Origin of the sequence: Neisseria perflava, assembly GCF_024170405.1 — a bacterium.
GTDB lineage: Bacteria > Pseudomonadota > Gammaproteobacteria > Burkholderiales > Neisseriaceae > Neisseria > Neisseria perflava_B.
In genome coordinates, this window is the sequence record NZ_JALJYC010000001.1 from 52001 (window position 1) to 65950 (window position 13950).

Below are 13950 nucleotides of genomic sequence, written 5' to 3' on the forward strand. Positions count from 1 at the left end.
TGGAAACCATCATGCAGGGCAATGTCGGGTTTGCAACCAACCTACTCAAATGGTTTAATTAATTCCTGCAAACGCTTCTGCTGCGCGTCGTATCGGGCTTTTTCCGCCCAATACAGCGTTTGGATACACACTTCGCCGCAGTCACTGCCGCAGCATTCCCAGCTTTCGGGGCGCACGGGTTCGGCAAGCAGCGCTTCGCCCAGCAGGGCTTCGGCTTCAGCTTTCGGGATCGTAACCATCGGCAATTTCCAAAGTCGCACCGTCAAATTCGATGACCTCGCCGCCGCGTATTTTGGCGGTTTTGCGGGTTTCCACCGCGCCGTTGCGCAACACCAAGCCTTCGGCGATAAAGGCTTTGGCCTGCCCGCCGCTTTCGGCGAGACCGGCCAGCTTCAATAAGTCGCACAGGGCGATGTATTCGTTGTCTTCGAGATAAACGGTGGCTTCCATAGAGGGGCTTTCAAAAAGGGATAACTGCCGCCATTTTAGCGCAGGCCGTCTGAAAAATCCCGCTGTTTTCAGACGGCCTGAATGTTACAATACGTTTCTTTGTTTTTCTTGTGGACAAAATACCGCCATGACCGAACCGACCTACATCCCCTTACGCCTGCACACCGAATTTTCGATTACCGACGGCATGATGCGCATTAAGCAGGCAGTGAAAAAGGCGCAGGAATACGGCCTGCCCGCGCTGGGCGTGAGCGACCTGATGAACGAGTTCGGCTTGGTGAAATTTTACAAAGCCTGCCGTGGCGCGGGGATTAAGCCCATCGGCGGGGCGGACGTGTGGATTGAAAACCCCGCCGCGCCCGACAAGCCTTTCCGCGCCATGCTGATTATCCGCAACGACAAAGGCTATCTGCGCTTGAGCGAATTGCTGACCGCTGCCTATGTCGGCGCAGACCGCAATAAAGACCACGCCGAGCTGCGCCAAAGCTGGCTGGCGGAAGGCGACAACAGCGGCCTGATTTGCGTGAGCGGGGCGCATTACGGCGAAGTGGGCGTGAATTTGCTCAACGGTCATGAAGACACCGCCCGCGCCGCCGCCGAAAAATACGCGGCGTGGTTTCCGAATGTGTTTTATCTGGAGCTGCAACGCCTGCCCGAGCGCCCCGAATGGGAAGCGGCAGTCAGCGGCAGCGTGAAATTGGCCGAGGAACTCGGCCTGCCGGTGGTGGCGACCCATCCCGCCCAATTTATGAGCAGCGACGATTTTCAGGCGCACGAAGCGCGGGTGTGCATTGCCGGCGGCTGGGTGTTGACGGATAAAAAACGACCGCGCGAATTTGCGCCCAGCCAGTATTTTATTTCGCCCGAAACCATGCTGGAGCGTTTCGCGGATATTCCCGAAGCGCTGGAAAATACCGTAGAAATCGCCAAACGCTGTAATCTGCATATTACGCTGGGCAAAAACTTCCTGCCGCAGTTCCCCACGCCCGACGGCATGAGTTTGGACGACTATCTGACCGCGCTGGCGAATGAAGGCTTGCAGGAGCGCATGGTGCAGCTTTACCCCGACGAGGCCGAACGCGCAGAAAAAATGCCCGAATATCAGGCGCGTTTGGATTTCGAGCTGGGGATTATCATTCAGATGGGTTTTCCGGGCTATTTCCTTATCGTACAAGACTTTATCAACTGGGCTAAAGGCCACGGCTGTCCGGTCGGGCCGGGGCGCGGCTCGGGTGCGGGCTCGTTGGTGGCGTATTCGCTGAAAATTACCGACCTCGACCCGCTGAAATACGCGCTGCTGTTTGAACGCTTTTTGAACCCGGAGCGTGTGTCTATGCCTGACTTTGACGTGGACTTCTGCCAAGCCAACCGTGGGCGCGTGATTGAATATGTGCGCGAAAAATACGGCGCGGACGCGGTGAGCCAGATTGTGACCTTCGGCACGATGTCGTCTAAAGCGGTGATTCGCGATGTGGGGCGTGTGTTGGAGCTGCCGTTCGGCTTGTGCGACAAATTGTCCAAACTGATTCCGCTGGAAGCCAACAAGCCGCTGAGTTTGGAAAAGGCAATGGAGGCAGAGCCGCAAATCGGCGAACTGATTGCGGAAGAAGAAGCGGAAGAGCTGATTACGCTGGCGAAAAAGCTGGAGGATTTGACGCGCGGCTTGGGCATGCATGCGGGCGGTGTGTTGATTGCGCCGGGCAAAATTTCCGATTTCAGCCCGGTGTATCAGGCCGACGAATCCGCTTCGCCGGTGTCGATGTATGACAAGGGCGACGTGGAAGACGTCGGTTTGGTGAAATTCGACTTTTTGGGCTTGCGCAACCTGACCATTATCGAAATGGCGCAGAACAACATCAAAAACACCACCGGCGACATTGTCGATGTCAACAAAATCCCGCTCGACGACCAAGCCGCCTATCAGATTTTCCGCGACGCCAACACCACCGCTGTGTTCCAGTTTGAATCGACCGGCATGAAAAAAATGCTGAAAACGGCGCACACCACCAAGTTTGAAGAGCTGATTGCGTTTGTGTCGCTGTACCGCCCCGGCCCGATGGACAACATCCCCGACTTCGTCATGCGCATGAAGGGCGGGCAGTTTGAATACATCCACCCGCTGTTGAAGGATGTACTTGAGCCGACCTACGGCATTATGGTGTACCAAGAGCAGGTCATGCAGGCGGCGCAGGTCATCGGCGGTTACTCGCTCGGCGGCGCGGATTTGCTGCGCCGCGCGATGGGTAAGAAAAAGCCCGAGGAGATGGTGAAACACCGCGAGATTTTTGCCGAAGGTGCCGCCAAGCAAGGCATTTCGCGCGAAAAATCCGATGAAATTTTCAACTACATGGAAAAATTCGCCGGCTACGGTTTCAACAAATCCCATGCCGCCGCCTACGCCCTGATTTCCTATCAGACGGCCTGGCTCAAAGCGCATTACACCGCCGAATTTATGGCGGCGACCATGTCGAGCGAGCTGGATAACACCGACCAGCTCAAGCATTTTTACGACGACTGCCGCGCCAACGGCATTGAGTTTTTACCGCCCGATGTCAACGAATCGGATTACCGTTTCACCCCCGACAAGCAGCACCGTATCCGCTATGCGCTCGGCGCGATTAAAGGCACGGGCGAAGCGGCGGTGGAATCCATTGTGGCGGCGCGTGCGGCGGGCGGCAAGTTTACCGGCCTGCTGGATTTTTGCGAGCGCGTCGGCAAAGAGCATATGAACCGCCGCACGTTGGAAGCGCTGATTCGCGGCGGGGCGTTTGACAGCATAGAGCCCAACCGCGCCATGCTGCTGGCCAACATTGATTTGGCGATGGACAACGCCGAGCAAAAAGCCGCCAACGCCAATCAGGGCGGGCTGTTTGACCTGATGGAAGACGCGCTCGAACCGGTGAAACTCATTGACGCGCCGATGTGGAGCGAATCGGAAAAGCTGGCGGAAGAAAAAACCGTCATCGGTTTTTACCTTTCCGGCCACCCGTTTGGCCCGTATGCAGGCGAAGTGCGCCAGTTTGCGCCGGTGAAACTCAGCCGTCTGAAACCGCAGGACAGCACGCGTGTGGCCGGTTTCTGCACCGCCGTGCGCACCATGATGGGCAAGCGCGGCAAAATCGCTTTTGTCACGTTGGAAGACCAAAGCGGACAGGTGGAAATTTTAATCAGCGGGCAAACGTTGGAAAACTGCGCCCCGATATTGAAAGCCGACCAAGTCTTGATTGTCGAGGCCAAAGTCAGCCGCGACGATTACGGTGGCGGCGACGGTTTGCGGATTATGGCCAACCACGTGATGACCCTGCAAACCGCGCGCGAACGCTACGCCCGCAGCCTCAGCCTCGCCCTGCGGCCGGAACACGACATCGCCAAGCTGGTGCAGCTGCTGCAAACCGAATATGAAGGCGACGGCGCGGTCATTCCGCTGCTTATGACATACAGCAACGCCAAAGCCAGCGGCGCTTTGCGGGTCGCCCCGAAATGGCGTATTAAAGCCCATGCCGGGCTGTTTCACGAATTGGAAGATTTGCTCGGTAATCGGGCGGTTAGGGTAAATTGGTAGGGATAAAGGCCGTCTGAACATACATCTGTTTTCAGACGGCCTTTTTTTGATACCGAGGCCGTCTGAAAAACGGCATACGCAAAAGCAACAGGATAAGATTATGACCACGCATTTCATCATCATGGGCGTCAGCGGCTGCGGCAAATCCACCGTGGCGCGGCTGCTGCAACAGCAGTTGGCCTGCCCGTTTGCCGAGGGCGACGATTTTCACAGCCGTGCCAACCGCGACAAAATGGCGGCAGGCATCCCGTTGGGCGATGAAGACCGCGCCCCGTGGCTGGCGGCGTTGCGTGATTGGATGACGGTGCAGACGTTTGCGGGCGCGGCGTGTACCGTTGTTACCTGCTCGGCGCTGAAACGGCGTTACCGCGATACGCTGCGGGAAGCGGCGGGGCGGGTGGTTTTTATCCACCTGAATCCGCCCGTTGACCTCAACCGCCAACGCTTGCAGGTGCGGCAGTGGCATTTTATGAAAGCGGATATGCTCGATTCGCAACTGGCGGCATTGGAAACTTTGGCGGCGGACGAATATGGCTTGACGCTGCGCACCGACGATTCACCGGAAAAACAGACCGCCGCGATAGCGGATTGGATACGGGCGGAACAGCTGCTTTGAACGGGATTGTTTTAAAAATATAGTGAAATAAGTAAAAAAACCAAACTGCGTAGGTTGGGATGAAATCCCAACGGAAGTTTAGGTAAATGTTGGGTTTACAACCCAACCTACACCTGCTTTGAACGGGATTCAATTTACCTTAGTTTTATAGATTCGATGATAAAAGGCCGTCTAAAACGCATTTCAGACGGCCTTTTACGTGTAGTGGGTTGTAGCCGCAAACCGCAGTATAATTCATTTCATTCATATGTTTATATTCGGATTTTGATGTGATGGACGGTTTGGTCGGCGCGTTGCGCATTGCCGCGCAGTTGGCGATTATCGGCTTGGTGTGGTGGGTGTCGGATGTGGTCTGCCGCACTTTACACCTGCCGGTGTCTTCGGGCGTATTGGGGTTGTTTGTGATGCTGGCGCTGCTGGCAGGCGGCGTGATTAAGCTCGGTATGGTGGAACGCGGCGTGAAATGGGTGTTGGGCGAGCTGGTGTTTTTCTTTATCCCGATTATGGTGTCGGTGTTGCAGTATAAGGATTTGCTGCTCTCCGACGGTTGGAAGCTGCTGCTGACGATAGCGGTGGGCACGGCGTTGGTGATGATTAGCACGGCGGTAACGATGAATATGTGTTACCGCTGGAAACGCCGCCTCTACAAAAAATACCATTCCTAGGAGCGCATGATGGATTACACCGCTTTAGCCTGCCTGATATGGACGTGCCTCGCTTACTATTTCGGCCGCAAGCTGCATAAGCGCAAGCCGCTGATGATTTTTTCGCCGGTGGTCACGGTGTCGGTGAGTACCATCGCGCTGATGTTGTGGCTGGGCATTTCCTACGATACCTACCATCTCTACACCAAAGGCATTGTCTTTTTGCTCACGCCGGTTACGGTGGCGTTTGCCGTGCCGATTTATGAAAACCGCCAAGTGATTCTGCGCCAGCTGCCGGTGTTGGCCATCTCCATTGCCGTGGGCATGTTTGTCGGCGTGAGCAGCGCGTTTGTCATGGCGCACTGGTTTCATTTCAGCGACGAAGTCACCAACAGCCTGATGGCGCGTTCGGTATCCACGCCGTTTGCGGTGGTGCTGGCCGGTTCGATACATGGCTCGACCGCGCTGGTGTCGCTCTTTACCATCATCACCGGCTTTATCGGCATGATTTTCGGCGATTTGTTTTTGGCGGTAAGCCGCGTGCGCTTTCACGTTGCCAACGGCGTGGCCTTCGGTAATGCCGCCCACGGCTTCGGTACATCCCGCGCCAACCAACGCAACGAAACCGAGGGCGTGATGGCTGGGCTGACCATGATTCTGGCCGGTCTATTTATGGTGGTGGCCGGGCCGAGTATGGTGCATTTGGTGGTGTGGATGATGCACGCCTTCGGCTGGTAAACGCTTTGGCATAAAAGGCCGTCTGAAAACGCGGAATTGCGTTTTCAGACGGCCTTTTAGCTGAAATTTACCGCAAAATCAGGTATAATTTGACGTTATTTGCCGTTTGCTTGCGCGGGTATCCAAGCGCATGGGTTCAGACGGCCTATCCCCTTAAAGTTTCAAAGAAAAGACGATTATGACCGACCAAAAACACGAAGAATACGGCGCAGACAGCATTCAGGTGCTCGAAGGCCTGGAGGCGGTACGCAAACGCCCGGGTATGTATATCGGCGATACGCAGGACGGCAGCGGCCTGCACCATATGGTGTTTGAAGTATTGGACAACGCCATCGACGAGGCATTGGCCGGTTATTGCGACAAAATCCGCGTAATTATCCATGCCGACAATTCCGTCAGCGTGTCCGACAACGGGCGCGGCATGCCCACCGGCATCCACCCGAAAGAGGGCATTTCGGCGGCGGAAGTGATTATGACCATTCTGCATGCGGGCGGTAAGTTTGATAACAACAACTACAAAATCTCCGGCGGCCTGCACGGTGTGGGCGTGTCGGTGGTCAATGCGCTTTCCGACTGGGTGACGCTGACGATTTACCGCGACGGCAAGGAGCATTTTGTCAAATTTGTTAACGGCGCAGCGGAAAAACCGCTGGCGGTGGTCGGCGATACCAACAAAAAAGGCACGACCGTGCGCTTTTTGGCCAGCACCGAAACTTTCGGCGAGATTGATTACAGCTTTGATGTGCTGGCTAAGCGTATCCGCGAATTGTCTTTCCTCAACAACGGCGTGGATATCGAATTGACCGACGAGCGCAACGGTCGTCACGAGAGCTTCGCGCTGTCGGGCGGCGTGGCCGGTTTTGTGCAATACATGAACCGCAAAAAAACGCCGCTGCATGAAAAAATCTTCTATGCCAACGGCGAAAAAGACGGCATGGGCGTGGAAGTGGCAATGCAGTGGAACGACAGCTATCAGGAATCCGTGCAATGCTTTACCAACAATATCCCGCAGCGCGACGGCGGTTCGCACCTGACCGCGCTGCGCCAAGTGATGACGCGCACGATTAACAGCTACATCGAAGCCAACGAAGTGGCGAAAAAAGCCAAAGTCGATACCGGTGGCGACGACATGCGCGAGGGTTTGACCTGCGTATTGTCGGTAAAACTGCCCGACCCGAAATTCTCTTCGCAAACCAAAGAAAAACTGGTATCCAGCGAAATCGGCCCGGTGGTAAGTGAAGTCATCGGTCAGGCCTTGAGCGAATTTTTGGAAGAAAACCCCACCGAAGCCAAAATCATCACCGGCAAAATCGTCGAGGCCGCCCGCGCCCGCGAAGCCGCGCGTAAGGCGCGTGAGCTGACCCGCCGCAAAGGGGTAATGGACGGTTTGGGTCTGCCGGGCAAACTGGCCGACTGTCAGGAAAAAGATCCGGCGCTGTCTGAATTGTATCTGGTGGAGGGCGACTCCGCCGGTGGTTCGGCCAAGCAAGGCCGCGACCGCAAATTCCAAGCGATTTTGCCGCTCAAAGGTAAGATTTTGAACGTGGAAAAAGCGCGTTTTGAAAAAATGCTTGCCAGCCAAGAAGTCGCCACACTGATTACCGCGCTGGGTGCGGGGATTGGCAAGGAAGAGTTTAATCCGGAGAAACTGCGTTACCACCGCATCATCATCATGACCGATGCCGACGTGGACGGTGCGCACATCCGCACGCTGCTTTTGACCTTCTTCTACCGTCAAATGCCCGAGCTGGTCGAGCGCGGCTACATCTACATCGCGCAGCCGCCGCTTTACAAAGCCAAATACGGCAAGCAGGAGCGCTATCTGCAAGACGAGGAAGAGAAGGACGAATGGCTGTTGAGCTTGGCGATTGACAAGGCCAAAATCGTTTCAGACGGCCAAACCCTCGAAGGCGAGGCGTTGGCAAAAGTCGCCAATCAATTCCTGCACGCGCGCGCCGTGATTGCGCAAGAGAGCCGCGTGATTGACGATTTGGTGTTGAACGCCATGCTGTATGCCGCGCCGGTGGATTTGTCCACCACCGAAAGCACCGACAAAGCGATTGCCGAGCTGTCTGCCTTGCTGGACGAAAAAGAAGTGGCGCTGGAGCGCGTGGAAGGTCACGAAGGCGGCCATTTCATCAAAATCACCCGCAAGCTGCACGGCAATGTGATGGTGAGCTACATCGAGCCGAAGTTCCTTAACAGCAAGTCCTACCAAATCATCAGCCAAACCGCCGCCGCGCTCAAAGGCCTGATGGGGGATAATGCCGTGTTGGTCAAAGGCGAAACCGAGCAGCCGGTCGGCAGCTTTGCCGAAGCGCTCGATATCCTGATGGCTGCCGCGCAAAAAGGCATGAGCATCCAGCGCTACAAAGGCTTGGGCGAGATGAACCCCGAGCAGCTGTGGGAAACCACCATGGATCCGAACGTGCGCCGCTTGCTGAAAGTGAAAATCGAAGACGCGATTGCCGCCGACGAAGTATTCGTGACCCTGATGGGCGACGAAGTCGAACCGCGCCGCGCCTTTATCGAAAACAATGCGCTAGTGGCGCAGAATATTGATGCGTAAGCGTTTTCTTAATTAAATGCATGGCGAAATGCCGTCTGAAAAATGAGATTTTTTCAGACGGCATTTTTGTTTTTTTATAAGTTAACGTGAGTTCGGTATAAGCAGATAGAATATCTTTTTAAATTTCAGAAACGTGTTTCTTCCGGCAGACAGAATCCGCGAGGATTCGTCATTCCCGCGCAGGCGGGAATCCAGAAGCCCGGTATTTCTGTAATGTTTTTAAAGTATCAGAAGCTCAAACGTCTGGATTCCCGCCTGCGCGGGAATGACGAAAATCTGGCGATTTTCTGTCTACCGAGATATCTTATGATTCTGAAAATAATAAAAATATTTAAAACGCTTATCCAGAACTCACGTAAGTTAGATAAAGCAGAGTAGGTTTGAACGACTGTATCCCAACCTTCGTGGCTTATGGTATGAACGATGTTCATCCATGCCGTCTGAATGTCAAATTTCAGACGGCATTTTAACAAATGGCTATCAAAAATTAATCTTTAATTCAAAATAGCTAAATGAAATCGGTTTCATAGCTTTAATAGCCAAAATTTTAAAGTATCATGCATTTCATAGTTTGAAGCAAAGGAGAAGCGCATGAGCATTGAAGAAATAAATTGCCAAGAAACCGGCTACGAATACGCTTTCCGCCAGATTGCGGATTATCAATAAGCGGTTCGCCACCACCCGACCACCCCAAGCAAAAGGAACACAAACCATGAGCCAAAAATGTCCCGTTACCCATCTGACCCGTCCCAACGGCGCGCCCGTTGTCGATAACCAAAACTCCATGACTGCCGGCTCGCGAGGGCCGCTGTTGGCGCAAGACGTGTGGCTGCACGAAAAACTCGGCCACTTCGCCCGCGAAGTGATTCCCGAGCGCCGTATGCACGCCAAAGGCAGCGGCGCATTCGGTACGTTTACCGTGACCCACGATATCACAAAATACACCCGCGCCGCGATTTTCAGCGAAGTGGGCAAAAAAACCGAAATGTTCGCCCGCTTTACCACCGTGGCGGGCGAGCGCGGTGCAGCCGATGCCGAGCGCGACATCCGTGGTTTCGCCCTCAAGTTTTATACCGAAGAGGGCAACTGGGACATGGTCGGCAACAATACGCCGGTATTTTTCCTGCGCGACCCGCGTAAGTTTCCTGATTTAAACAAAGCGGTAAAACGCGATCCGCGCACCAACCTGCGCAGCGCGACGAACAACTGGGATTTTTGGACGCTGCTGCCGGAAGCTTTCCACCAAGTGACCGTGGTGATGAGCGATCGCGGCATTCCCGCCAGCTACCGCCATATGCACGGTTTCGGCAGCCATACGTACAGCTTTTGGAATCACGAGGGCGAACGCTTTTGGGTGAAATTCCATTTCCGCACCCAGCAGGGCATTAAAAACCTGACCAACGAAGAGGCCGCCGCCATCATCGCCAACGACCGCGAAAGCCATCAGCGCGATTTGTATGAAGCCATCGAGCGCGGCGATTTCCCGAAATGGACGATGTATGTGCAAATCATGCCCGAAGCCGACGCCGAGAAAGTGCCGTATCATCTGTTTGATTTGACCAAAGTGTGGCCGAAAGGCGATTATCCGCTGATTGAAGTGGGCGAATTCGAGCTCAACCGTAATCCGGACAACTTCTTCGCCGACGTGGAGCAATCCGCTTTTGCGCCGAGCAATCTGGTGCCGGGTATCGGCGTGTCGCCGGACAAAATGTTGCAGGCGCGCCTGTTTAACTATGCCGACGCGCAACGCTACCGCTTGGGTGCGAACTTCCACCAAATTCCGGTGAACGCGCCGCGCTGCCTCGTATTCAGTAACGCCCGCGACGGACAAGGCCGCGTGGACGGCAACTACGGCAGCCTGCCGCACTACGAGCCCAACAGCTTCGGCCAATGGCAGGAGCAGCCGCAATACGCCGAGCCGCCTTTGAAAATCAACGGCGACGCCGCGCATTGGAACTTCCGCGAAGACGATGCCGATTATTTCAGCCAGCCGCGCGCGTTGTTTAATCTGATGAGCGACTGTCAGAAACAAGTCTTGTTCAGCAACACCGCTGCGGCGATGGGCGACGCTTTGGATTTCATCAAATATCGCCATATCCGCAACTGCTACGCTTGCGATCCGGCTTACGGCGAAGGCGTCGCCAAAGCGCTGGGCATGACCGTGGCCGACGCGCAAGCCGCCCGCGCCACCGATCCGGCAATGGGTCAGGGCGGGCTGCTGTGATGTGGCTGGATTTGGGCGAACTGCTGGCGCAAACCGTCGGCAGCCAAACCCGTAAGCAAAAATAGCATAATAAATAGATAAAGGCCGTCTGAAACGGTGTTAAAACGGAATCGAAGATTTCTGTTTAACACCGTTTCAGACGGCCTTTTTATGCTGGATCATTTAAGATTTAGGCGCTAATTCAACCATTAAGGCATTATCCGCAATCTGCGCCGCTGTAATGCGGTGGGTTTTCAACACGCTTTTAAATTCGCCGAACACGGCAAGGTTGATTTGCAGGGTTTGGGCGCGGGTGTCGAGCGAGAGCTTTTTGGTGCGGATGTCGCCGAAAATGCCCGCCGCGCTTTTGGCTAAGAGCGACGCGCCCCAGCCGAGGGCATAGGAAAATTGCAGTGTGTCGTCGCCGTGGCCGGTGAGGGTCAGATCAATGTTGACGAGATAGCGGGCACGGATGTTATCCGGCGCGGTTTGGGTCAGCGCAACGGTTTTGCCGCTTTGCTTTTCCAACATGGCGGTGATTTCGGCCAGCGTTTTATGGATTTGCATGATGGTTTTGGGTATTGGAAGGGAAGCTGCGTATAATATCATGCCATGATTTTGATTTTGGGGAGCATGTCATGCAATTTTCAAATTTCGGCCAAAAATTCACACAGCACAGCGGTATTTTGCAGCTGATGGACGATTTGGGCAACGCGCTGAACAGCGATAAGCCGGTGAACATGCTCGGCGGCGGCAATCCGGCGCGGATAGCGGCGGTGAACGAGGTGTTTGCCGAAGTGTTCGCGCAGATGGCGGCGGAGAATGCGGTGGAAAACATCGGCAATTATTCCACGCCGCAGGGCGATGCCAAGCTGATTGCCGCGCTGGTGGCGTTTTTTAACCGCGAATACGGCTGGGGTTTGACGGCGGAAAATATCGCCCTCACCAATGGTTCGCAAAACGCTTTTTTCTATTTATTCAACCTCTTCGGCGGCAAATACACTTCAGACGGCCTCGATACCGACAAAGCCATCCTGCTGCCGCTCGCGCCCGAGTATATCGGTTATGCCGACGTGCATATCGAAGGGCAGCACTTTATTTTGGTCAAACCGCAGATTGAGGCGGTGGAACACAACGGCCAAAGCGGTTTTTTCAAATACCGCGTGGATTTCGCCGCGCTGGAAAACCTGCCCGAGCTCAAGGCGGGCAAAATCGGCGCGATTTGCTGCTCGCGCCCGACCAATCCTACCGGCAATGTCTTGACCGACGAAGAAATGGCGCACCTCGATAAAATCGCCCAAGCGCACGGCATTCCGCTGATTATCGACAACGCCTACGGCATGCCGTTTCCGAATATTATTTACAGCGACACCACGCTGACGTGGCATGAAAATATCATCCTCTGCTTCAGCCTCTCCAAAATCGGCCTGCCGGGGGTGCGCACGGGGATTGTGGTGGCCGCGCCCGAGGTGGTGAAGGCGGTCTCCTCGCTGAACGCGATTGTGAACCTGGCGCCGACCCGTTTCGGCGCCGCCGTTGCCGTGCCTTTATTGGAAGACGGCCGTCTGAAAACATTGGCCGATACGGTCATCCGGCCGTTTTATCAACAGCAGGTAGAGCTGGCGGTGTCGCTGCTGCAAGGGGAATTTGCCGGCTATCCGCTGCACATCCACAAGCCCGAGGGCGCGATTTTCCTGTGGTTGTGGTTTGAAGGCTTGCCGGTCAGCTCGCAAATGCTGTATCAAATGCTCAAAGAAAAAGGCACGCTGATTATCCCGGGCGAACATTTCTTTGTCGGCGTGGACATTGCCGACTATCCCCACGCCCACGAGTGTATCCGCATGAGCATTGCGCAAAACGCCGACACGCTGGCAAAAGGCATTGCCGATATCGGCGAAGTCGTGCGCGGACTGTATGACGCGCAGGGTAAGGCCGTCTGAAAACCGCGTGCGTTCCGCACACACCCAACGCTTATGGAATATCCGCAAGGCCGTCTGAAAATTTTATCTTTTCAGACGGTCTTTTCGTTATATCCAAATAAACAAACAGTATTTCTGCCGCCGATTGCCTTTTGCTATATTGCCCGTATTCAAAATTTATATCATTAAAGGAACATCATGGGCATTAAATCACTTTTGGCAGCGGTAACGGCGGCGGCGCTGCTGGCCGCGTGCGGGCAGTCGGGCGGCGCGGGCGACACGAAAAACGGCAAGGCTGAAAGCGTGTCGATTCTCAACGTCTCCTACGATCCGACACGCGCACTTTACCGTGAATACAACCCGCTGTTCCAAAAACAATGGCAGGAAAAAACCGGTCAAAGCGTGGAAATCAAGCAGTCCAACGGCGGCTCGGGCAAGCAGTCGCTGACCGTGCAAAACGGCCTCAAAGCCGATGTGGTGACGCTGGCGCTGGCGCAGGACATCAATGCGCTCAACAACAATAAAAGGCTGGTTAACCCCGACTGGCAAAAAGCCCTGCCGGATAACAGCACGCCCTACACCTCGACCATCGTCTTTTTGGTGCGCAAAGGCAATCCGAAAAACATCCATGACTGGGGCGATTTGGTCAAAGGCGATACGCAGGTGATTACGCCCAACCCGAAAACCTCCGGCGGTGCGCGCTGGAATTTCCTCGCGGCTTGGGCATACGCGCAGCAGCAGGGCGGCGACGCGGCGGCGGAACAGTTTGTCGGCGAATTGTACAAACGCGTGCCGGTGATGGACGCGGGCGCACGCGCCTCCACCATTTCGTTTACCGAACGCGGCTTGGGCGATGTATTGCTGGCGTGGGAAAACGAGGCTTATCTGGCGATGAAGGAAAATCCGGACAAATTTGAAATCATCACGCCGAGCATTTCCATCTTGTGCGAACCGCCGGTAGCAGTGGTGGACACCGTGGTTGATGAAAAAGGCACGCGCGACGTGGCGACGGCCTATCTGCAAGGCTTGTACGGCAAAGAGGCGCAGCGCATTATTGCCAAAAACTACTACCGCCCGAGCGACAAGGAAGTGGCGGCGGAATTTAAAGCGCAGTTCCCCGAGTTGAAACTGGTCACCATCGACGGCGACTTCGGCGGCTGGCAAACTGCACAACCGCGTTTCTTCGGCGACAACGGCGTGTTTGACAAAATTTATAAGACATAAGGGCTTGGATAGCAAAAGGCCGTCT

At 55.0% G+C, this 13950-nt stretch carries 11 protein-coding genes; 8 read left to right on the forward strand and 3 right to left on the reverse strand.

Translation table 11 applies throughout. From position 1 onward, the window contains the following. Positions 1–41 precede the first annotated feature (41 nt). Together J2T37_RS00240 and J2T37_RS00245 are read right to left on the reverse strand one after the other, a co-directional pair. Positions 42–239 (reverse strand): hypothetical protein, encoded by a 198-nt coding sequence (locus J2T37_RS00240; protein WP_253353180.1) that lies wholly within the window; start codon positions 237–239, stop codon positions 42–44. Continuing rightward, positions 217–450, reverse strand: coding sequence for an RNA-binding S4 domain-containing protein (locus J2T37_RS00245; RefSeq protein WP_253353181.1), 234 nt, complete (start codon positions 448–450; stop codon positions 217–219). The genes J2T37_RS00240 and J2T37_RS00245 overlap by 23 nt, the downstream gene beginning before the upstream one ends. A 127-nt stretch (positions 451–577) precedes the next feature. Between J2T37_RS00245 and dnaE the strand changes: the two genes are divergently transcribed. The 6 genes from dnaE (at position 578) to J2T37_RS00275 (ending at position 10803) form a co-directional block, all read left to right on the forward strand. Further along, positions 578–4012, forward strand: a complete 3435-nt coding sequence (dnaE, locus tag J2T37_RS00250; protein WP_253353182.1) for a DNA polymerase III subunit alpha — start codon at positions 578–580, stop codon at positions 4010–4012. 100 nt (positions 4013–4112) lie between these two features. Next, positions 4113–4628 (forward strand): gluconokinase, encoded by a 516-nt coding sequence (locus J2T37_RS00255; RefSeq protein WP_253353183.1) that lies wholly within the window; start codon positions 4113–4115, stop codon positions 4626–4628. A 272-nt stretch (positions 4629–4900) separates the two neighbouring features. Continuing rightward, positions 4901–5293: a CidA/LrgA family protein gene (locus J2T37_RS00260; RefSeq protein ID WP_253353292.1), complete on the forward strand. Its 393-nt coding sequence runs from the start codon at positions 4901–4903 to the stop codon at positions 5291–5293. A gap of 9 nt (positions 5294–5302) precedes the next feature. Beyond that, on the forward strand, positions 5303–6010 hold the full coding sequence (locus tag J2T37_RS00265) for an LrgB family protein (RefSeq protein WP_253353184.1): 708 nt from the start codon (positions 5303–5305) through the stop codon (positions 6008–6010). A 178-nt stretch (positions 6011–6188) separates the two neighbouring features. After that, a complete protein-coding gene (gene gyrB, locus J2T37_RS00270) occupies positions 6189–8579 on the forward strand; it encodes a DNA topoisomerase (ATP-hydrolyzing) subunit B (RefSeq protein ID WP_253353185.1) in 2391 nt (796 codons plus the stop codon). A gap of 712 nt (positions 8580–9291) precedes the next feature. Beyond that, positions 9292–10803 (forward strand): catalase, encoded by a 1512-nt coding sequence (locus J2T37_RS00275; RefSeq protein WP_253353186.1) that lies wholly within the window; start codon positions 9292–9294, stop codon positions 10801–10803. Between the two features lie 162 nt (positions 10804–10965). Here the strand turns inward: J2T37_RS00275 and J2T37_RS00280 are convergent, their stop codons facing one another. Next, positions 10966–11349 carry a hypothetical protein gene (locus tag J2T37_RS00280; protein WP_253353187.1) on the reverse strand — a complete coding sequence of 128 codons (384 nt, stop codon included), beginning with the start codon at positions 11347–11349 and terminating at the stop codon, positions 10966–10968. Between the two features lie 71 nt (positions 11350–11420). Between J2T37_RS00280 and J2T37_RS00285 the strand changes: the two genes are divergently transcribed. Then, positions 11421–12722, forward strand: coding sequence for a valine--pyruvate transaminase (locus J2T37_RS00285; protein WP_253353188.1), 1302 nt, complete (start codon positions 11421–11423; stop codon positions 12720–12722). A gap of 177 nt (positions 12723–12899) precedes the next feature. After that, the gene (locus J2T37_RS00290) at positions 12900–13925 is read left to right on the forward strand and encodes a sulfate ABC transporter substrate-binding protein (protein ID WP_253353189.1); all 1026 of its coding nucleotides are present in this window, start codon (positions 12900–12902) and stop codon (positions 13923–13925) included. Positions 13926–13950: the final 25 nt, after the last annotated feature.